Source organism: Providencia sp. PROV004, from assembly GCF_011045615.1.
In the GTDB taxonomy this organism is placed as follows: Bacteria; Pseudomonadota; Gammaproteobacteria; order Enterobacterales; family Enterobacteriaceae; genus Providencia; species Providencia rettgeri.
Genome location: NZ_CP042859.1, coordinates 3,387,763 through 3,409,916 on the forward strand (window position 1 = coordinate 3,387,763; position 22,154 = coordinate 3,409,916).

At 42.4% G+C, this 22,154-nt stretch carries 20 protein-coding genes; 2 read left to right on the forward strand and 18 right to left on the reverse strand.

Going from position 1 to position 22,154, the window contains the following annotated elements; all coding sequences use genetic code 11:
• Window positions 1-104: 104 nt before the first annotated feature.
• The 16 genes from tolA to sdhC form a co-directional block, all read right to left on the reverse strand.
• Complete coding sequence (gene tolA, locus FVA69_RS15470; RefSeq protein WP_109912828.1) at window positions 105-1,223, reverse strand: cell envelope integrity protein TolA; 1,119 nt, start codon at window positions 1,221-1,223, stop codon at window positions 105-107.
• Between the two features lie 51 nt (window positions 1,224-1,274).
• Window positions 1,275-1,697, reverse strand: a complete 423-nt coding sequence (tolR, locus tag FVA69_RS15475; protein ID WP_004256786.1) for a colicin uptake protein TolR — start codon at window positions 1,695-1,697, stop codon at window positions 1,275-1,277.
• A gap of 17 nt (window positions 1,698-1,714) precedes the next feature.
• Window positions 1,715-2,398, reverse strand: a complete 684-nt coding sequence (gene tolQ / locus FVA69_RS15480) for a Tol-Pal system protein TolQ (protein WP_004256787.1) — start codon at window positions 2,396-2,398, stop codon at window positions 1,715-1,717.
• The gene (gene ybgC, locus FVA69_RS15485) at window positions 2,395-2,790 is read right to left on the reverse strand and encodes a tol-pal system-associated acyl-CoA thioesterase (RefSeq protein ID WP_004256789.1); all 396 of its coding nucleotides are present in this window, start codon (window positions 2,788-2,790) and stop codon (window positions 2,395-2,397) included. The genes tolQ and ybgC overlap by 4 nt, the downstream gene beginning before the upstream one ends.
• Window positions 2,791-2,924: 134 nt before the next feature.
• A complete protein-coding gene (ybgE, locus tag FVA69_RS15490) occupies window positions 2,925-3,212 on the reverse strand; it encodes a cyd operon protein YbgE (protein ID WP_004256791.1) in 288 nt (95 codons plus the stop codon).
• Between the two features lie 5 nt (window positions 3,213-3,217).
• A complete protein-coding gene (cydX, locus tag FVA69_RS15495) occupies window positions 3,218-3,331 on the reverse strand; it encodes a cytochrome bd-I oxidase subunit CydX (RefSeq protein ID WP_004909083.1) in 114 nt (37 codons plus the stop codon).
• Window positions 3,332-3,342: 11 nt separating this feature from the next.
• Window positions 3,343-4,482, reverse strand: coding sequence for a cytochrome d ubiquinol oxidase subunit II (gene cydB, locus FVA69_RS15500; RefSeq protein WP_004909081.1), 1,140 nt, complete (start codon window positions 4,480-4,482; stop codon window positions 3,343-3,345).
• 14 nt (window positions 4,483-4,496) lie between these two features.
• The gene (cydA, locus tag FVA69_RS15505; protein WP_004256799.1) at window positions 4,497-6,065 is read right to left on the reverse strand and encodes a cytochrome ubiquinol oxidase subunit I; all 1,569 of its coding nucleotides are present in this window, start codon (window positions 6,063-6,065) and stop codon (window positions 4,497-4,499) included.
• Window positions 6,066-6,906: 841 nt separating this feature from the next.
• The gene (gene sucD / locus FVA69_RS15510) at window positions 6,907-7,779 is read right to left on the reverse strand and encodes a succinate--CoA ligase subunit alpha (protein ID WP_004256808.1); all 873 of its coding nucleotides are present in this window, start codon (window positions 7,777-7,779) and stop codon (window positions 6,907-6,909) included.
• Complete coding sequence (gene sucC / locus FVA69_RS15515) at window positions 7,779-8,945, reverse strand: ADP-forming succinate--CoA ligase subunit beta (RefSeq protein ID WP_004909077.1); 1,167 nt, start codon at window positions 8,943-8,945, stop codon at window positions 7,779-7,781. Before sucC ends, sucD begins: the two co-directional genes overlap by 1 nt.
• 132 nt (window positions 8,946-9,077) lie before the next feature.
• Window positions 9,078-10,289 (reverse strand): 2-oxoglutarate dehydrogenase complex dihydrolipoyllysine-residue succinyltransferase, encoded by a 1,212-nt coding sequence (gene odhB, locus FVA69_RS15520; RefSeq protein ID WP_004909074.1) that lies wholly within the window; start codon window positions 10,287-10,289, stop codon window positions 9,078-9,080.
• Window positions 10,290-10,303: 14 nt separating this feature from the next.
• Window positions 10,304-13,117, reverse strand: coding sequence for a 2-oxoglutarate dehydrogenase E1 component (gene sucA / locus FVA69_RS15525; RefSeq protein WP_004909072.1), 2,814 nt, complete (start codon window positions 13,115-13,117; stop codon window positions 10,304-10,306).
• 496 nt (window positions 13,118-13,613) lie between these two features.
• On the reverse strand, window positions 13,614-14,330 hold the full coding sequence (locus tag FVA69_RS15530; protein ID WP_110731784.1) for a succinate dehydrogenase iron-sulfur subunit: 717 nt from the start codon (window positions 14,328-14,330) through the stop codon (window positions 13,614-13,616).
• Window positions 14,331-14,365: 35 nt separating this feature from the next.
• Entirely contained in the window at window positions 14,366-16,132 is a 1,767-nt protein-coding gene (sdhA, locus tag FVA69_RS15535; RefSeq protein WP_004909067.1) for a succinate dehydrogenase flavoprotein subunit, read from the reverse strand.
• Window positions 16,133-16,477 (reverse strand): succinate dehydrogenase membrane anchor subunit, encoded by a 345-nt coding sequence (gene sdhD, locus FVA69_RS15540; RefSeq protein WP_004909064.1) that lies wholly within the window; start codon window positions 16,475-16,477, stop codon window positions 16,133-16,135.
• Entirely contained in the window at window positions 16,471-16,860 is a 390-nt protein-coding gene (sdhC, locus tag FVA69_RS15545; RefSeq protein ID WP_004909059.1) for a succinate dehydrogenase cytochrome b556 subunit, read from the reverse strand. Before sdhC ends, sdhD begins: the two co-directional genes overlap by 7 nt.
• A gap of 670 nt (window positions 16,861-17,530) precedes the next feature.
• On the opposite strand from sdhC, the gene FVA69_RS15550 reads away from it, so the two are divergent.
• Window positions 17,531-18,817, forward strand: a complete 1,287-nt coding sequence (locus FVA69_RS15550) for a citrate synthase (RefSeq protein ID WP_004909058.1) — start codon at window positions 17,531-17,533, stop codon at window positions 18,815-18,817.
• Window positions 18,818-18,901: 84 nt separating this feature from the next.
• Here FVA69_RS15550 and FVA69_RS15555 read toward each other — a convergent pair whose 3' ends face one another.
• Window positions 18,902-19,663: an AraC family transcriptional regulator gene (locus FVA69_RS15555; protein ID WP_117162219.1), complete on the reverse strand. Its 762-nt coding sequence runs from the start codon at window positions 19,661-19,663 to the stop codon at window positions 18,902-18,904.
• Window positions 19,664-19,795: 132 nt separating this feature from the next.
• Here FVA69_RS15555 and FVA69_RS15560 point away from each other — a divergent pair, with 132 nt between their 5' ends.
• Entirely contained in the window at window positions 19,796-20,923 is a 1,128-nt protein-coding gene (locus FVA69_RS15560) for a multidrug effflux MFS transporter (RefSeq protein ID WP_164529083.1), read from the forward strand.
• Window positions 20,924-21,238: 315 nt separating this feature from the next.
• Here FVA69_RS15560 and FVA69_RS15565 read toward each other — a convergent pair whose 3' ends face one another.
• Window positions 21,239-21,982, reverse strand: a complete 744-nt coding sequence (locus tag FVA69_RS15565; RefSeq protein ID WP_164529084.1) for a type 2 GTP cyclohydrolase I — start codon at window positions 21,980-21,982, stop codon at window positions 21,239-21,241.
• Window positions 21,983-22,154 lie beyond the last annotated feature (172 nt).

Here is a 22,154-nt window from a genome sequence, read left to right on the forward strand (position 1 = left end):
CGCTGAATTTTAACAAAGGTATAATAACAAAACTAGATACCACACAAACTATTTATGCTATTGCCTTAATAATATCAATACAGACTGCTCTGAGTTATTGAAAATCAAGGCTTAAACACAACTGTGCTACCCGCTTTATTAAACGTATCATAGACTTCTCTGCTCGGTGGCTTAGGCATCGTTGCAAGTTTTGCTGCACGAATTGCTGCATCACAGAGTGCAGCGTCATTAGCTGGGCTATTTTTTGGTGTAATACTCACCAATAACCCATCAGGCGCGAGCTTCAATTGAAGTTCACAAGTACGTCCACGGAAAGTATCTGAATCATAAAATTTACTTTGGATAGCCGCTTTGACTTTACCAGCATAGCTGTCCACATCCGCATTGGAAGCGCCCGATTTTTTACCACCACCTTTTCCAGCTGCGGCTTCACCACCTTGTTTGCTTGGGCCCGAGGCAGTTAAATCACCAAGCAAATCATCTACGGAAGCCGCGTTTTTAGCCGCTTCAGCTTTGGCTTTCGCCGCTTTTGCTTTAGCTTCTTTATCGGCTTTTTCTTTAGCTTCTTTATCCGCTTTAGCTTTCGCTTCTTTTTCAGCTTTTACTTTAGCTTCTTTATCGGCTTTTTCCTTGGCTTCTTTTTCCGCTTTTTCTTTAGCTTCTTTTTCAGCTTTGGCTTTAGCGGCTTCGGCTTCTTTCTGCGCTTGCGCCTCGGCCTTCGCCTTCTCAGCCGCTTGCTCTTTAATTAGCTTTTCTTTTTCAGCTTTCGCTTTTGCAGCAGCTTCTTCCGCTATTTTTTGCTCTTCCTTCGCTTTTTTAGCAGCGTCTAATGCTTTTTTCTGTTGTTCCTCAGCTTGCTTTTGTTGCTCAGCTGTATCACGTTGAATTTTAATACGCTCTTCTTCAAGCTGCTGAAGACGCTTTTGTTCCTTTTCTTGCTGTTCTCTAAGCTCAGCCTCTTGCTTTTGTTCTTGCTCTTTGCGCTCTTTTGCCGCTTGTCTGACGTTATTTTGCTGTCTTTGCATTTCTTCATACTGCTCAACAACCACGCCAGGGTCAACCATCACCGCATCGATGACAGTTCCCTCTTCCCCGCCACCACCAAGTTTGACGACGGAAACTAAAGAGCCTATAACAATCAAACCAATCAATAGGACGTGCAATACGATTGACATCACTAACGATCGATTTAAGTTATCTTTTTTCTCTTTTGTCTTTCCCACTCTGGTATCCAAAAAAAGAATTGTGACTTATTCAAACGACAATAACCCAGCCTAAATAGGCTGAGTCATCAAGCCAACCGATTTTATCCCTGCGCTGTGTAATATATTCAGCGCCTTAATCACTTCTTCGTAAGGGACTTCTTTTGCACCACCAATCAAGAAAATTGCTTTTGGATTTTTCTCTAGTTGAGATTTCGCCTCTGCAGCAATTTGCTCTGGTGGCAGCAATTCTAAAACCTCACCATCAAGGCGCATGTTATATTGGCCAACCCCCGACACTTCTAAAATAATCGGTGGGTTATCACTTGATGATACGGTTTGTGTATCTGTTGCATCCGGCAATTCAACTTCCACACTTTGAGAAATAATCGGTGCTGTTGCCATAAATATGAGCAACAGTACCAACAATACGTCCAGTAATGGAACAATGTTGATTTCGGATTTCAGCTCACGTCTGCGACTTGTGCGCGCCATTCGCTTATCTCCCCGTCTTATTTCTTATCAGCAGAGAAGGCTTGACGATGCAAGATGGCTAAAAACTCTTCCATAAAGTTATCGTAGTTTTGCTCTAATTTGCTGACACGTAAGTTCAAACGGTTAAATGCCATAACTGCTGGGATCGCTGCAAACAAACCAATTGCGGTTGCAATCAGCGCTTCAGCAATACCCGGTGCAACCATTTGTAATGTTGCTTGTTTTACCGCTCCCAATGCAATAAACGCATGCATAATCCCCCAAACAGTACCAAATAAACCAATATATGGGCTAATTGAACCAACAGTACCTAAAAATGGGATATGTGCTTCAACTGATTCGAGTTCACGATTCATTGAAATACGCATTGCACGGGAAGCTCCCGTCACTACTGCATCTGGCGCATGAATATTCGCTTGGTGTAAACGAACGAACTCTTTAAAACCAGAATGGAAAATTTGTTCGGCACCACTCAATTCATCACGGCGAGCTTGGCTTTCTTTATATAAGCGCGATAGCTCAATACCTGACCAGAACTTATCTTCAAATGCTTCAGCCTCACGCGTTGCCGCATTTAAAATTTTCGTTCTTTGAATAATGATCGCCCATGATGCGATAGAAAAACCGATCAAAACGAACATAATGAGCTGAACCAAAAGGCTCGCTTTAAGGAATAAATCCAGGATATTCATGTCAGTCACTGTTTAAACTCCGCGACAATAGACTTAGGAAGCGCAATTGGCTTCATTTTTGATGTGTCCACACAAGCAATAAGGGCATTTGCCCCACAAAGCAGGTTACCTTGCGAATCAACTAACCTTTGCTGAAAAGTTAAGGAAGCACGTTTCATTTCAATAATTTGTGTTTCAACTTCCAGCAGGTCATCCAGCTTCGCCCCTTTGACAAAATCAATTGTCATGCTTCGCACAACAAAGCCAAGGTTCTCAGCAAGCATACTTTGTTGATTGATACCTTTATTTCGCAGCATTTCGGTTCTTGCTCGCTCAAAAAAGGCTAAATAGCGTGCATGATAAACAACACCGCCCGCATCTGTATCTTCATAATACACGCGAACAGGCCAGCGAAATAACATAACAATCACTCCGTCTTAGGTTAAATTAATTAACGGTGCCACTATACGCAAGACAGTGCCAGTTTGGAATCACTTTGAAAGTAAAGATATCAAAAATAATTATGGGTCAATGGACCCATAATTAGCAATTAGAATTATCTAAAGACCTGAAAAAGTCCCCAAATAAGAATGATGGCAGCAGGCAATGGATGAAAAATTGCACGAAAGATAACTTTTTTAGGTTTAAAACCCACACCAAAAATCATCGCGGTACACGTTGCCCATATTAACAGCAGCCCTTGCCATATTTGAAATGAACTAGTTTTTGCAGCAAATAGGGTTGGATCCCACATGACTGCACCTGCAGTAACTAAAGCTAAAATAAGGATAAGGGCCCTTATCGGCCCCTTATCCAATAGCTGATAGGTTTTATCCACCAGCATTTTTATTACTCACCATCTTTAGCGGCTTTAGAGTCTTCAGAGTGCTCTAACGCTAATGCTGCGATCACTGCAAAACTACAAGCTAACAGCGTGCCGAGGATCCAGGCGAAATACCACATAGTTATGCTCCTTAATACAGTGAATGCTTGTTGCCTTCGATGAAGTTTTTGTCCAAACGACCGAACATTTTGTAGTAACACCATGCGGTGTATGCCAGTACGATTGGTACAAAGATAATAGCAACAACAGTCATTACTTGCAGTGTGAACAAGCTAGATGTTGCATCCCACATGGTCAAACTTGCGTTTGGCATGATGCTTGAAGGCATGATGAATGGGAACATTGCTACACCACAGGTTAAAATGATACAAGCGATGGTTAATGAAGAACTCACAAACGCCAAACCATTTTTGTCTGCTTTACTAAACAGCATTGTCACTAACGGCAGTGCTACACCCAGAGCAGGCAACGCCCACAGGATTGGGTAAGTATTGAAGTTAGTTAACCAAGCACCAGATTCAACGGCAACAGTTTTGTTTAGTGGGTTAGATACGCTTAATGTATCGATAGTTGAAGTAACAACATAACCATCAATACCCATCACTAACCAAACACCTGCGCCTGCGAAAGCCACTAAAGTGACTAATGCACAGATATAAGTTGCTTTACGAACACGTAAGTACAGTTCACCAGTGGTACGCATTTGCAAATAAGTTGCACCTTGCGTCACAATCATCATTAAGCCGACAACACCCGCTAACAGACCATATGGGTTTAGCAGACCAAACAGGTTACCTGTGTAAGTCAGATACTGTTGATTATCGATTTGCAGTGGAACACCTAATAACAGGTTACCAAACGCAACACCGATAACTAATGGTGGAACGAAACCACCAATAAACAGACCCCAGTCCCACATGTTACGCCATTTTGGGTTCTCCAGTTTTGAACGGTAGTCGAAACCAACCGGACGGAAGAACAATGCAGCTAATACCAAAATCATAGCAACATAGAAACCAGAGAATGCCGCAGCATAAACTTGTGGCCATGCAGCGAACATTGCACCACCCGCAGTGATTAACCAAACTTGGTTACCATCCCAGTGCGGTGCAACAGCATTAATCATGATACGGCGTTCAGTATCTGTTTTACCTAAAATAGGTAATAAGAAGCCAACGCCCATGTCAAAGCCATCTGTGACAGCAAACCCAATCAGTAATACACCGATAAGGATCCACCACACAAATCGAAGAACTTCATAATCAAACATAAGTGGACTCCTATTTACTGAACGTCGTGTGCAGAAGTGTTTTTCTGTTCAAAGTGATAACGACCGGTTTTCAGGCTACTTGGCCCTTTACGAGCGAATTTGAACATTAAGAACATTTCAGCAATTAAGAACAGTGTGTACAGACCACAGATCAATACCATAGAGAAGATCAGGTCATGAGTCGTCAAGTTAGAGTGTGCAACCGAAACAGGTAACACTTCACCAATTGCCCATGGCTGGCGACCATACTCTGCAACGAACCAACCTGACTCAATTGCAATCCATGGTAGTGGAATACCGAGCAGTGCAATACGCAGCAACAGTTTATTTTGACCAATACGGTTACGAACTACTGACAGGAATGCCCAGCCAATAATTAACAGTAACAGGAAGCCAACACCAACCATGATACGGAATGCCCAGAACAGAGGCCCAACGTTAGGAATACTATCTTTCACTGCTTTTTGGATTTGAGCTTCAGTTGCATCAACAACATTTGGTGCATATTGTTTTAACAGCAGACCATACCCAAGATCTTTTTTGCTTGCTTCAAATGCTGCGCGCAATTCAGGATCTTTGTTACCTGCAAGAAGTTCTTGTAACTGACCATATGCAATCATACCGTTACGAATGCGAACTTCGTGTTGTTTCATTAGGTCTTTCAGACCTAAAACAGGAGTGTCAACCGAGCGGGTTGCAATGATACCCATCGCCCAAGGAATCGAGATCGCAAATTTATTTTCTTGTTTCTCGGTATCTGGCCAAGCGATTAAGTTAAACGCGGCAGGAGGAGCATGAGTTTCCCACTCAGCTTCAACCGCTGCAAGTTTAGTTTTTTGCACGTCACCCATTTCGTAACCTGATTCATCACCAAGAACGATAACAGATAGAACCGCTGCAATACCAAAACTTGCTGCAATTGCAAAAGAACGCTTAGCAAAAGCAACATCACGACCTTTAAGCAGGTAGTAAGAGCTAATACCTAAGATAAACATTGCACCGGTACAATAACCCGCAGCAACTGTGTGGACGAACTTAACTTGTGCAACTGGGTTCAAGACTAGCTCAGAGAAGCTAACCATTTCCATACGCATAGTTTCAAAGTTGAAATCAGCAGCGATTGGGTTTTGCATCCAACCATTCGCAACCAAAATCCACAGAGCAGAGAAGTTAGAACCTAAAGCAACTAACCATGTTACAGCAAGGTGTTGTTTTTTGCTTAAACGATCCCAACCAAAGAAGAATAAACCGACAAAGGTAGATTCTAAGAAGAACGCCATCAAACCTTCGATTGCAAGAGGTGCACCGAAGATATCTCCAACATAGTGCGCGTAGTAAGACCAGTTAGTACCGAATTGGAACTCCATGGTCAAACCCGTTGCAACACCTAGGGCAAAGTTAATACCGAATAACTTACCCCAGAACTTAGTCATATCTTTATAAATTTGCTTGCCTGACAGTACATATACCGTTTCCATGATCGCAAGCAAAAACGCCATACCTAGCGTTAATGGTACGAACAGAAAGTGATACATCGCAGTTAAGGCAAACTGTAATCGTGACAGTTCGACAATATCAAACATCTTGACTCCTTGCTCCTAGCAGGAAGACACCGACTTGCGGCAACCCAGCTTCCAGTTTTTAATACTTAGAAAGCCTCTTAACTACCAGCAAAAAATGCCTCAAAACAACAAATAATTAACAAAATTAAAAGAACGAACATTACTATAATAATAGTACGCCTATCTTCACACACAATAAACTTCTTTTACGTGACTCAGATTTGAATTCTGAATTTACATCAATAATTATACCCTTTAATAGAAAACCGAGTATTTGATCGAGCACCAATTTAAGCAATTTAAGCAAATAAAGCCAGAGGCAATGAATTGATTTACGTCAATTTTTTTCCTATTGTTAATTGCTATACCTGCCAGTCAATTAATGGTTATTTACTTGTTAAAATGCTGTTATTGATAATGACATAAATGTTCTTAATTTTTCCAAAGATTAACAAAAAATATAATCTATGAATTAAAGCCTCGAAAAAAGAATATTTAATTTGTAATAGTATCTTATTTTAAACTTATTATGAATTTTATTAATATAGCCTTTTTTATCAAAAAACGGTTATATTGGCTTAATTGAATTATCGTCAATATTATAAAATTGACATGTCGCAATTTTGCTATTTTTTGCACAAAATGCGACTAACTCCCCCCTTCCTCGCCTGATTGGCATTTTATTACCCATTTTCCTTCATATAACCCTTTAGTCCGCATTTTTAAGTATAGACATACTTTTCATAAAACCGCATAACCATACAAAAATTGTTTGAAACATTTTTGCAAGGTATAAAAAAACCCGCGCTCTCATGAGCACGGGCTTTCGTCTCTTACTCTTGCTAGTTACCTAGCGAATTACTTATTTGTTCAACAGTGATTTTACTGCATCACCGATGTCTGCAAGGCTACGAACGGTTTTCACACCAGCCGCTTCTAATGCAGCAAATTTCTCATCAGCAGTGCCTTTACCGCCTGCGATGATTGCACCTGCGTGGCCCATACGTTTGCCTTTTGGTGCAGTTACACCTGCGATGTAACCGACAACAGGTTTAGTGACGTGCTCTTTAATATAAGCCGCTGCTTCTTCTTCTGCGTTACCACCGATTTCACCGATCATGACGATAGCTTCAGTTTGTGGATCCGCTTGGAATAATTTCAGGATATCAATAAAGTTTGAACCGGGGATTGGGTCACCACCGATACCAACACACGTTGATTGACCTAAGCCTGCATCTGTTGTTTGTTTAACAGCTTCATAAGTCAACGTACCTGAACGCGAAACGATACCGACTTTACCTGGCATATGGATATGACCAGGTTGGATACCAATCTTACATTCACCCGGAGTGATAACACCTGGGCAGTTAGGACCAATCATACGAACGCCTGCTTCGTCTAATTTCACTTTAACTGTCAGCATATCCAACGTTGGGATACCTTCAGTGATGGTGATAATCAGTTTAATGCCAGCATCGATAGCTTCTAAGATAGAATCTTTACAAAATGGTGCTGGAACATAGATAACAGAGGCTGTTGCACCCGTAGCTTCTACAGCTTCACGAACGGTGTTAAATACAGGTAAACCTAAGTGTACAGTGCCACCTTTACCTGGAGTCACACCACCCACCATTTGCGTGCCATAAGCAATCGCTTGTTCTGAGTGGAATGTACCTTGGCCACCTGTGAAACCTTGGCAAATTACTTTGGTGTTTTTATCGATTAAAATAGACATTATTTAGCCTCCGCTGCTGCTACTGCTTTCTTAGCTGCATCTGTCAGGCTGTTCGCAGCGATAATATTCAAGCCGCTGTCTGCCAGTTTTTTAGCACCTAACTCTGCATTGTTACCTTCTAAACGCACAACTACTGGTACATTTACGCCAACTTCTTCAACTGCACCAATGATGCCGTCTGCAATCAGGTCGCAGCGAACGATACCACCAAAGATGTTAACAAAAACTGCTTTCACGTTTTCATCAGAAAGAATAATTTTAAATGCTTCAGTTACACGCTCTTTTGTCGCGCCGCCGCCAACATCTAAGAAGTTAGCTGGTGCACCACCGTGCAGCTTAACGATATCCATGGTACCCATTGCAAGGCCCGCACCATTAACCATACAGCCGATATTGCCATCTAACGCAACGTAGTTCAGTTCCCACTGAGCGGCTTGTGCTTCACGTGCATCTTCTTGTGATTCATCACGCAGTTCACGAATTTCTGGTTGGCGATATAACGCGTTGCTATCGATACCTAATTTACCATCTAAACAAACTAAATCACCCGCAGTACTAATAACCAGTGGATTGATTTCAGCTAATGCTAAATCGCGTTCTAAGAATAACGTTGCCAGACCCATGAAAATTTTCGCGAATTGGCTAACTTGTTTACCGGTTAAGCCTAATTTGAATGCTAATTCACGGCCTTGGAAAGGCATTGGGCCAGTCAGTGGGTCGATAATCGCTTTATGAATTAACTCTGGAGTCTCTTCTGCTACTTTCTCGATTTCCACGCCACCTTCGGTAGATGCCATGAATACAACGCGACGAGTGCTACGGTCTACAACCGCACCTAAATAGAGTTCTTTAGCAATATCAGTTGCCGTTTCAACCAGAATTTGGTTAACAGGCTGGCCGTTTGCATCAGTTTGATAGGTAACTAAGTTTTTACCTAACCAGTGTTCTGCAAATGCTTTCACTTCATTGATATCACTAGTGACTTTTACGCCGCCAGCTTTACCACGTCCACCTGCGTGAACTTGGCATTTAATTACCCATGGGCCGTCACCAATTTTTTTAGCAGCATCGACGGTTTCAGCGACTGATGAACAGGCATAACCTGTCGGTGCAGGCATCCCATAACGTGCAAACAACTGTTTTGCCTGGTACTCGTGTAAATTCATGATGTTCTATCCATAATTGAGTCTGAAGAGGCGTTTATTCGCCTCCTGCAATTGTTACTGATTTAGCAACCCGCGAACGGGCTGCATCGGTTACTTCAGACCGGACAAGTTGTACCCTGCCCTGTTATGTTGCTATACGTCCAGCAGTAAACGAGTTGGATCTTCCAGCATATCTTTGATAGCGACTAAGAAGCCAACTGACTCACTACCATCGATTAAACGGTGGTCGTAAGACAGTGCTAAATACATCATAGGAAGAATCTCTACCTTACCATTTACAGCCATAGGGCGGTCTTTAATCGCATGCATGCCTAAAATCGCGCTCTGTGGTGGGTTAATGATAGGTGTAGACATCAGAGAACCGAATACGCCACCATTAGTGATAGTGAAGTTACCGCCACTTAAGTCTTCAACAGTTAATTTACCATCACGACCTTTGACAGCCAGTTCTTTAATTTTCTTCTCGATATCAGCCATGCTCATTGCATCGACATCACGTAGAACAGGTGTTACCAGACCACGTGGTGTTGAAACTGCAATACTAATATCGAAATAGTTATGGTAAACCACATCATCGCCATCGATAGAAGCATTCACTTCTGGGTAGCGTTTCAGTGCTTCAACAGCAGCTTTCACATAGAAAGACATAAAGCCTAAACGAACACCATGACGTTTTTCGAATACTTCGCCATATTGTTTACGTAAGTCTTTGATTGGTTGCATATTGACTTCGTTAAACGTCGTCAACATTGCAGTAGTGTTTTTCGCTTCTAACAGACGCTCTGCGATACGTTTACGTAAACGCGTCATTGGAACACGTTTTTCGCTACGATGCGCTAAAGGCGCTTGTGGCGCTTCTGGTGCTTTCGCCGCAGGTGCCGCAGATTTATTTGCTGCTAAATGTTTTTCAACATCTTCGCGAGTTAAACGTCCACCAACGCCAGTCCCTTTGATATCCGCAGGGTTTAAATCGTGCTCTGCAATTAAACGGCGAATAGCTGGGGTCAGCGCATCGTTGCTTTCTGTTTCTAGACTTGCAGTTTGACGTTGTGCAGGTGTTGATTCTTGTGCTTCTTTCACTTCAGCAGGGATACCAGTGCTGTCGCCTAAACGAATGCGCCCCAGTAATTGCTTAGATAATACCGTTGCACCTTCATCTTCAACGATAGCTTCTAATACACCCGCTTCGCTTGCAGGAACTTCTAATACGACTTTATCTGTTTCGATCTCAACCAGTACTTCATCACGCTGAACACTGTCACCTGGTTTTTTATGCCATGTGGCAACCGTAGCATCTGCAACGGACTCAGGAAGATCGGGAACAAGAATTTCTACGCTACTCATTTTCTATCCTTTAATTATTCAATGTTCAAAGCGTCATTAACCAGGGCTTTTTGTTGTTCCTGGTGTACGGACGTATAGCCAACTGCTGGAGATGAAGAAGCAGCTCGACCTGCATAACGTAAAGTTGCCCCTGCTGGGATAGCTTCACGGAAGTTATGTTGACTGCAATACCAAGCACCTTGGTTTAATGGCTCTTCTTGACACCATACAAAGTCTTTTACATCAGTAAATTGCGCCAACGCTTTTTGAATGTCTTCGTGTGGGAACGGATATAGCTGTTCGATACGCACGATAGCAACGTCAGTTTGTTCATTCTTACGACGTTGTTCTAACAGATCGTAATAGACTTTCCCTGAACACATAACGACGCGTTTCACATTTTTCGGATTGATTTCATCGATTTCACCGATAACTGGCTCAAATGTACCATTTGCCAATTCTTCCATGCTAGAGACCGCTAATGGGTGACGTAGCAGAGATTTTGGTGACATCACAATCAGAGGACGACGCATGCCACGTAAGGCTTGGCGACGTAACATGTGGTAAACCTGAGCAGGTGTTGACGGAACACACACTTGCATGTTTTGGTCAGCACACAGTTGCAAGTAACGCTCTAAACGTGCAGATGAGTGCTCTGGACCCTGACCTTCATAACCATGAGGCAGTAACATGACCAGACCACACATACGACCCCATTTTTGCTCACCAGAGCTAATGAATTGGTCGATAACCACTTGAGCACAGTTAGCGAAGTCACCAAATTGTGCTTCCCAGATAGTCAATGCACGAGGTTCTGTGGTTGCATAACCATATTCGAATGCTAATACGGCATTTTCAGTCAGAACAGAGTCCCAAACATTAAACACGCCTTGGCCATTATGAATATTTTGCAGTGGAACATAAACTGAACCATTCGTTTGGTTGTGGACCACTGCATGACGGTGGAAGAATGTACCACGGCCCGCATCTTCACCCGATAAACGAACAGGAATACCTTCATCAACCAATGTTGCGTACGCTAAAGTTTCAGCTGCACCCCAGTCGAGAAGCTTTTCACCTTTCGCCATTTCGGCACGGTCTGCATAAATTTTCTCAACACGAGATTGCGCAACCACGCCCTCTGGAATGGTACTAACTTTAGTTGCCAGTTCAGTTAAGCGTTTAATATCAACGGTTGATTTATATGATGCATCCCATTCATGGTTTAAATATGGAGCCCATGTGTATGAATTCAGACCCATTTCACGGTACTCTTCAACCACACAGTTACCTGCATCTAGCGCATCGCGATACAGATTGACCATTTCAGTGACATCATTAGCACTTAACACATTTTCTGCAATTAAACGGTCTGCATAAATTTTACGTGGTGTTGGGTGCTGCTTGATTTTTTGATACATCACTGGCTGAGTTGCACTTGGCTCATCCGCTTCGTTATGGCCATGGCGGCGATAACATACTAAATCAATCATAACATCGCGTTTGAACGTGTTACGGAAATCCAGTGCCAAACGAGTTACAAATGCCACTGCTTCAGGGTCATCTGCATTCACGTGGAAAATTGGGGCCTGCACCATCTTCACGATATCTGTGCAGTATTCTGTAGAACGGGTGTCTTTCGGGTTAGAAGTGGTAAAACCAATTTGGTTGTTAATTACGATACGCACCGTACCGCCGACTTCATAACCACGTGCTTGTGACATATTCAACGTTTCTTGCACAACACCTTGGCCAGTTACTGCGGAGTCACCGTGAATAGTAATAGGCAGAACCATGTTGCTACGGCCTTCATCTAAACGGTCACGACGAGCACGTACTGAACCAATAACCACAGGGCTAACAATTTCAAGGTGAGATGGGTTAAATGCCAATGCTAAGTGAACACGAGAGCCTGCGGTTTCAAAGTCAGAAGAGAAACCTTGGTGATATTTAACGTCACCCGCACTAGAGTGGTCTTTATGTTTACCCGCGAATTCATCAAATAATTCGCCCGGTTTTTTACCTAAGATATTAACTAAAACGTTTAAACGACCACGGTGAGCCATACCTAAAACAACTTCACGGGTATCTTGCTTGCCTGCGTGGTGGATTAAATCTTTCAGCATTGGGATCAGTGAATCACCACCTTCCAATGAGAAACGCTTGGCGCCTGGGAATTTAGCCCCAATGTAACGCTCAAGCCCTTCAGCCGCGGTTAATTCAGCTAAGAAGCGTTTTTTCTCTTCTACTGAGAAGATCTTAGAAACGTCAACAGACTCAAGACGTTGTTGGATCCAACGTTTTTCTTCTGTATTCGTGATATGCATATATTCAGCACCGATAGAACCGCAATAAATACGTTTCAGGTGCTCATATAGCTCACTAAGCTTCATGGTTTCTTTGCCAATAGCAAATGAACCCACGTTGAATGTTTCGTTGAAGTCTTCTTTCGTCAGGTTGTGGAATGCTGGGTCTAAATCTGGAACAGATTCACGTTTCCAAAGACCTAACGGGTCAAGATTCGCATTTTGGTGCCCGCGGAAGCGGAACGCATTGATTAATTGCAAAACTTTAACTTGTTTTGCGTCGATAGCTGGATCGCTAACAGAGGTGTGATAACGTGTAGAGTCTTTTGCTAAGCGACGGAAGTAATCGCGCGCTTGGGAGTGGAATTGTTCGCCGCTAGTGCCTAATGCTGCACCAGGGAGTTGCTCAAAAATTGCTTTCCACTCGGCATCGACAGAGTTAGGGTCAGTCAGATAATCTTCATAGAGCTGTTCTATATAAGTCTGGTTCGCGCCTGCCAGAAAGCTTGAATCCAGCCAGTCCTTCATTACGCCGTTCTGCATTGTGATCCCTTAAGCTATTAAAGCTTTAGTTTTCGCCGTGGTTAACTAATCGCCGCATTTAAGCGACCTCGATAAAGGTTCTCTTGGACGTGCTTTATGCATGTTCTCTCTTTGGGAGGCCCTTTATCAGTAAGGGTTTCCCTTTTAAGGAACCTTTAAAAACTGGCTGCGGTTTTTAAAGGCCCCTATGCTTGGGCTGTCGTCTTCATCTTTTGCAGTTGGCTATTTTTTCTACTTTTTACTGTTACTTTCTTTGCTTTCACTTTTTTACGCTTTTGTAATGACAACGTTTTAATAAATACTACTTTTTATGGGTGACAATGTTACTTTCTGATGCTCATTGTTGGTATTTCGTTTTCGCGCTTTTGTGAGCTTCCGCGCATTAAAATCATGTCATTGTTTTTACTTTACGCGTTTCTTTTAACTTATGTTTTTATTTTGTGCTATTTCCATTTTAACCCACAGCACCTGAGCACTGCGGGTTAAATATTCATCATTAAGCGCTATGTTTTAGTAACATAGATTTAATATGACCAATAGCTTTCGTTGGATTTAGTCCTTTAGGGCATACATTGACACAATTCATGATGCTATGACAGCGGAAGACACTAAAAGCGTCGTTCAGATCATCTAATCGTGAATCGGTTTCAGTATCACGGCTATCAATTAAGAAGCGATACGCTGCCAACAAGCCTGCAGGCCCGATAAACTTGTCCGGATTCCACCAGAAAGATGGGCAAGAAGTCGAACAACAAGCACACAAAATACACTCATATAAACCATCGAGTTTTTCACGTTGTGCAGGAGTTTGTAAATTCTCACGCGCCGGTGGATTCTTGTTATCATTAATGAGATATGGACGAATTTTTTCGTATTGGGTATAGAATTGTGTCATGTCGATAATCAGGTCACGCACAACAGGCAGACCCGGCAATGGACGAATGACAATTTTCTTCCCACCACGGATTAAAGCAGATATTGGCGTAATACATGCCAACCCGTTTTTACCGTTCATGTTCAGACCATCAGAACCGCATACCCCTTCACGACAAGAACGACGGAAGGATAATGTTGGATCTTGCTCTTTGATTTGGATTAACGCATCCAGCAACATCATGTCACGCCCTTCAGGAACTTCTAGCGTGTAATCTTGCATACGAGGTGCGTTGTCCACATCAGGATTGTAGCGATAAATCGAAAATTGTAATTTCATAGTTTATTTCTCCGCAACTGGATTAACACCACGCATTAGTAGGTACGAATTTTCGGTGGGAAGGCTTCACGCAGTTTTGGCTGCATGTTGACTTCACGACGCGTCATCGTTTCAGATTGCGGTAAATATAATGAGTGACATAACCAATTCGCATCGTCTCGCTCTGGGTAGTCAAAGCGGCTATGCGCACCACGACTTTCTGTACGGAAGTTTGCAGCTTGAGCAGTTGCATAAGCCGTTTCCATCAGGTTATCCAGTTCTAAACATTCGATACGCTGAGTATTAAATTCAGTCGAGGTATCATCAAGACGCGCATTTTGTAGACGTTCACGAATCACTTTCAGCTCTTCTAAGCCTTTCGCCATCGCATCACCTTCACGGAATACCGAGAAGTTATGCTGCATACAGGTTTGCAGTGCTTTACGGATTTCAGTTGGGTCTTCGCCAGTACGAGCACCTTCCCAACGGTTAAAGCGAGTCATCGCTGCATCGATATCAGATTCAGACGCATCACGCATTGAACCTTGTTCCATGATGGACTCTTTCAAATGCAGACCCGCTGAACGACCAAATACGACTAAGTCGAGAAGTGAGTTACCGCCTAAACGGTTAGCGCCATGTACAGATACACAGGCAATTTCACCGACAGCAAACAGACCCGGAATAACTTCATCTTCGCCATTTTCGTTATAACGAATAGCTTGACCAGTGACTTTAGTCGGAATACCGCCCATCATGTAGTGACAAGTAGGAATAACTGGAATTGGCTCTTTGATTGGGTCAACGTGAGCAAAGGTGCGAGATAACTCAAGAATACCCGGTAAACGTGATTCCAGAACTTCTTTTCCTAAGTGATCCAGTTTCAGTTTGGCATGTGGGCCCCATGGACCATCACAACCACGACCTTCACGGATTTCAATCATAATAGAACGTGCGACAACATCACGACCCGCAAGGTCTTTTGCGTTCGGCGCATAGCGCTCCATGAAGCGTTCACCGTCTTTGTTCAACAGATAACCACCTTCACCACGGCAGCCTTCAGTGACGAGAACACCTGCACCTGCGATACCTGTTGGGTGGAATTGCCACATTTCCATATCTTGTAGTGGAACACCTGCGCGAGCAGCCATCCCTACGCCATCACCCGTATTGATGTGTGCGTTAGTAGTTGATTGGTAAATACGACCAGCACCACCGGTTGCTAAAATAGTGGCTTTCGCTTTGAAATAAACCAGCTCACCTGTTTCCATACAAATTGCAGTACAACCTACGATATCGCCATCTTGGTTTTTAACTAAATCAAGGGCATACCATTCAGAAAAAATGGTTGTGTGGTTTTTTAAGTTCTGCTGATACAAAGTATGTAACAGTGCGTGGCCAGTACGGTCAGCCGCAGCCGCAGTACGTGCAGCTTGCTCACCACCGAAGTTTTTAGACTGACCACCAAATGGACGTTGATAAATACTTCCGTCATCAAGACGAGAGAATGGCAACCCCATATGCTCTAATTCGAGGATAGCCTCTGGCCCTGTTTTACACATATATTCAATCGCATCTTGGTCACCGATGTAGTCGGAACCTTTCACGGTATCGTACATGTGCCATTCCCAGTTATCAGGGTGAGTATTACCTAAAGCAACAGTAATACCGCCTTGTGCTGATACAGTATGAGAACGGGTTGGGAAGACTTTTGACAGAAGTGCGCAAGATAGGCCCATCTGTGAAATTTGTAATGCGGCACGCATACCTGCGCCACCCGCACCGATAACGATAGCGTCAAACTCTCTGATTGGCAGATTCATTTATGCACCCCACACAACAATTGTTCCGTAAATTAAATAAGCCAACAGACCTACAACGATAGCCAGCTGCAATACTAAACGAATTGCTAAAGGTTTAACGTAGTCAGTCAGCACTTGCCACATGCCAATCCACGCATGGACAAGAATCGAGAACAAGGTGAGGATTGTGAATACTTTCGTCACAGAAGAGGCGAAAAAGCCACGCCAGACTTCATAGGTAATGTCGTTAATAGCAACAAAACCAACAATGTAGAGTACGTAGAGTGCGATGACAATCGCAGAACCACGGATTAATAGCCAGTCCTGGATACCAGTACGGCCTAAAGCTGAAGCATTACTTACCATACTAAAATCCCCGCCAGAATTGCTAAAATCACGGTAATGACAAATGTAATTTTTGCAGATGAGTTACCAGCAGCAAGCGTTTCATCAACACAACCAAAATCCATTAGCATATGACGAATACCACCACAGATGTGGTAAGCCAAAGCAGTCAAGATGCCCCAAAGAATGAACTTAGCAAAAAAGCCAGTCATTATTTCAGACGCGTATTGAAAACCTTCTGGAGAGGAGAGAGATGTCCCTAACAACCAAAGCAGAATACCAACTGCGATGAGAGTAATGACGCCAGAGACACGGTGCAAGATCGAAGATATTGCAGTGATCGGGAAGTGAATCGTCTGCAAATCAAGGTTGACAGGTCTTTGTTTTTTCACAATTTTGCCCACACAGCTCTTTATTATTTTCCATCCTCCGGACCTGGGGTGGAAATCAGACAGCGACAGGGGTACAAAATGCAACTTAACACAAACTCTAATCCATCATGTTTAAATAAAGTTGCATACTGATCACGCTGGGAACTCCTACTACAGGGTAATCCGGAGACCTGCCGCTAGTATAAAGTCTTCACAATGCCATTACAATTCCCACACAAAATGTTTGGAGACATTTAGCCCGAACAGTGAGAAGGATCACGATTTAAACATTTTGTATAAATGTGCTTATCTTATTTGACAATGATTCAACATTTATCTTACATATAGGTCTGGCAGAATTATCTTAACGGTGCTGTTTACCCTTCATCGTAAAAGAAAAAACGTGAATGTTGCAATGTTAAATACTCTTCAATTTGAACTATGATGGGTATTAATAACAAAAGTTATGAAAGTTGTTCCTCTTACCACAAATAATGATATTGTAGGGAAAACAACAAAAAGAACATAACATCTACACACTCATAAACAACCTAATTACATTGTCGTCGGTCTCAGATTTCAGGTTTTATGTGATAGCGAGCTGATTTCCAAAGCATACCGGTAGAACAATGCACGAAGACACAGTATAACGCTGAGCTTCTGGGTTGTTGGGTGTCGATTATCAAGCGCTAAGGAGACCGTAATGGCTGATAACAAAGCTAAGCTAACGACTGGTAGTAAGGGTGATATTGACCTAGATATTTTAAGCCCAACGATTGGTCAAGACGTTATCGATGTCCGAACTTTAGGTTCTAAAGGGTTCTTTACCTACGACCCTGGTTTTACTTCTACTGCATCCTGTGAATCAAAAATCACCTATATCGATGGTGATCAAGGCATTCTGTTGCACCGTGGTTTCCCTATCGATCAACTCGCCACTGAAGCCTCTTATCTCGAAGTTTGTTATATCCTGCTATACGGTGAAGCACCGACTCAAGAACAATATGACGTATTTAAAAATACGGTGACTCGCCATACAATGATCCATGAGCAAATTACACGCATGCTTAATGGTTTCCGCCGTGACTCACACCCGATGGCCGTTTTATGTGGTGTTACGGGGGCATTAGCCGCGTTCTATCACGATGCGTTGGATGTTAACAACCCACGTCACCGTGAAATTACGGCTTATCGCCTGCTGTCAAAAATGCCAACAGTTGCAGCGATGTGTTACAAATATTCAATTGGCCAACCTTTTGTTTATCCACGTAATGACCTGTCATACGCGGGTAATTTCTTGCACATGATGTTCTCTACACCCTGTGAAGAATACACGGTTAATCCTGTTTTAGAGCGCGCAATGGATCGTATTTTGATTCTGCACGCTGACCACGAGCAAAACGCCTCAACATCTACAGTTCGTACTGCGGGTTCATCTGGTGCAAACCCATTTGCTTGTATCGCAGCGGGTATTGCATCACTGTGGGGGCCTGCTCATGGTGGTGCTAACGAAGCTTGCTTGCGTATGTTGGAAGAAATCCAAACCGTCGAGCACATCCCAGCATTTATCGAGCGCGCTAAAGACAAAAATGACTCTTTCCGCTTAATGGGCTTCGGCCACCGTGTTTATAAAAACCATGACCCACGTGCAACAGTAATGCGTGAAACTTGCCATGAAGTTCTAAACGAACTTGGCCTGAATGACAGTTTGCTAGAAGTCGCAATGGAGCTGGAACGTATCGCATTAAACGACCCGTACTTCATTGAGAAAAAACTGTACCCGAACGTTGACTTCTATTCAGGTATCATCTTGAAAGCAATGGGTATTCCTTCTTCAATGTTTACTGTTATTTTTGCCATTGCACGTACTATTGGCTGGATTGCACATTGGAATGAAATGCACGATGACGGCTTGAAAATTGCTCGCCCTCGTCAGTTGTACACGGGTTATGATAAACGTGAATTCAACTCAGAATTAGCAAAAAAATAATATTTAATTAAATCTACCCCTACACATGCTAAGGCCTCGAATTTTCGGGGCTTTTTTCATTTTTGTTTACCGAAGTTGTTTAACTTACTGTTGTTGATATTCCCTTGGTGTCATCCCACTCATTTTACGGAAAAAACTAATAAATGCGCTATCGCTTGTTAGACCAAGTTCTTGAGTAATATAGTGATAGGGTTTTTCTTGTGCGAGTAATTCAATCGCTTTAATGTAACGCCATTGTTGACGCCATGCTTGATAATTCATTCCTGTTTCTTTAAAAAAAATCCGGGTAATCGTCTTCTCACTAGCCCCAACAGTTTGTGCTAATTGGTTTAAATTTGGAGGTAATTGTTCGATATCAACCCCTTTAAAACGCCTATCTTGCGGTAATGGTAGCAGTGTTGGCTCTAAAGTTGCACTTTGTAACTCATCGATAAATACGGGCAATAAATTAGCTAAATTCCCTTGTTGCCAATCACTATCAAATGGCGCAATCGCAATACGTTCAAGTACTTCTCTCAATAAGGATGAAATGCTTAATATCATCACTTCATTCCCTATTCTGTCAGCGTATTCTTGCGCTAAATAAACCGAACGGTAACCCACTGATGCCCGCATTTGAGCCCGATGAAGAACAAATGGTGGGATCCAAGCCACTCTTCCCGGAGGAAGTAAAGACAAACGATTTTCCAGTGAAATTCGTATACATCCTTGTTGTGTAAAAAGAAGTTGTCCCATTTCATGTTTATGAAAGCCAGAGTCATGCTGCCCCATTTTTGCTGCAATTCCCAATACTGGCGAGCGGTACCAGTGAGTTTGAAATTCATCTGTTTGATTTAGCCAAGCCATAATGTCTCTTTTTTGATATTTATAGTCTTTATTATTGTAATAAGACAATAAAAATAACACTAAACTGCCTGCCATTGAATCGTTGTATCTAATTAGACCCTTTATTTTTAGTAGATTGGCAGGAAAAAAAGTATGAAACACCCTCTTTCATTATGGCTTGCTGTTGCCTTGATGATGTTTCCACAAATTGTGGAGACCATATACAGCCCCGCACTCACTGATATCGCTAGTGCTTTCTCAGTAAATGCGGAACAAGCTTCACAAACGCTGTCGCTTTATTTCTTTGCTTTTGCATTAGGCGTGGTGTTTTGGGGGCGTATGTGTGACACCTTAGGGCGCCGCCCGACGATTCTGGCGGGTTTATTGATATATGGTATTGCGTCTATTGGCGCGTTATTTGTCACACATTTTTATTTATTATTACTAATGAGAATGTTGTCAGCCTTTGGCGCTGCCGTAGGTTCAATTGGTACACAAACCGCCATGCGCGATAGCTACCAAGGCCATGAATTAGCAAAAGTTTTCTCTATTATGGGCGTTGCTTTGGCTATCAGCCCTGCTTTAGGGATGTTATCTGGTGCTGGACTCGTTAATTTTGGCGGTTACCGAACCGTTTTTATCGGCTTAGCGATTTTAGCTGTGGTGCTTTTTCTCTGGTCAATCTGTCGTTTACCCGAGACTAAGCCTAAAACCGTGACTCATATCTCATTTATTAAGACATTTTTACGCATGATCGCAGATAAAGAAATTGTTAGAAATGTGATCTTGATAGCATTTTTCAACATTAATTTATTTAGCTATTATCAGCTGGCACCATTCAGTTTTGAACAATTAATGCTCACTCAACAACAGTTTGGATTAACTGGGATTTTATTAGCACTTGGAGTCGGTTTAGGTTCGATATCAAATCGCTATTTATTGGCTAAAAAACACACATCTGAACAACTTGTTAAGCTTGCCAGCCTCATTTCATTGGTGAGTGGTTGTTTAGTTTTTGTGCTAATGGATTCAATTTGGTTTGTTTTACCCGTTATTGGCATTGTTATTGGTTATGGAATTGCGATCCCGAACATACTTGCCCATGCATTAAACCGTTATGGTGAGCAAAAAGGCACCGCCGGCGCCATTTTAGGGTTATTTTACTACATCGGGCTCGCCATTGGTTTGATGGTTGCAGGTTGGAGCCAGCACTTAGGTTTACTGTTAACTATTTCAAGTGCAGTATTGGTTTTCGCATCGTTAAAATACCGAACCCAATAGCTATTTTTATTTTTATTTTTATTTTTATTTTTATTTTTATTTTTATTTTCAATAGATTATCAATCTTCTAAGTATTTCGAATCACCGCTAGGCGGCAAAAGAGTGAAGCCCTAGGAGCATATATAAGTATGTGACTAGGGTTCGTGAATGCAGCCAACAACGCTTTGATGTAAAAGGCGGCAAAAATTTAATTCTCTAAATAGTTCGAGTTGTGGCTAGGCGGCGAATAAGGGTATCTTGGGGAGCATACAAAAGTATGTGACCCAAGTAGCCGAGTGAAGCCAACACAGCCACAGTTCGAAATATGACGAGAATTTAGGCAGGGTTATCGATATCGATAAACTCCGCATCTAACCCATGTTCATCTACAAGCCACTTAGTCAGCGCTTTAATCCCATAACGTTCCGTTGCGTGATGCCCTGCACTGTAGAAATGGATCCCCATTTCCCTTGCTATATGAATGGTTTGTTCCGAAACTTCACCTGTTACAAAGGCATCAACACCAAATTCAGCCGCTTGTAGGATGAAGCCTTGCCCTCCCCCTGTACACCATGCGATTTGACGAATTTCTTCTTTTGCATTATCACCACAATGTAGGACTTTACGACCAAGGCGAGTTTCTAAACGAGACGTTAATTCTGAAGGAGTAATCGGTTGATCAAAAAAACCAAATGGCATTAATGGGTCGATTTGGCCATTTACCTGCACCCCCATAATATAGGCAAGCTGGGTATTATTACCTAATTGATGATGTGCATCTAATGGAAGGTGATAACCATACAGGTTGATATCATTCGCTAATAATGTTTTTAAGCGATTTCTCTTCATTCCTTTGATAATGGCGGGCTCATTTTTCCAAAAATAGCCATGATGAACAATGATGGCATCGGCTTTCTTTTCAACGGCAACATCCAATAATGCTTGGCAAGCTGTCACACCGGTGATGATTTTATGTACATGTGGTTGCCCTTCAACTTGCAATCCATTCGGTGCAAAATCTTGGAACTCACTAACTTTCAATTCGTCATTAATGATTTCTTCTAATCTTAAGTTATGCATTATGTTGTCCTTTTTACTGCACAGCTAAACGGTTTATCCACCAGTTTGAACGTAATTGACTGATAATCAATAAGCATAAACGGAAACATGATTTTTTTCTGTGTTATTTGAAGTATATAGAATAAAAATAGGCGGGATTAAAAACAAAACCCCCACAATTCAATATTGCAGG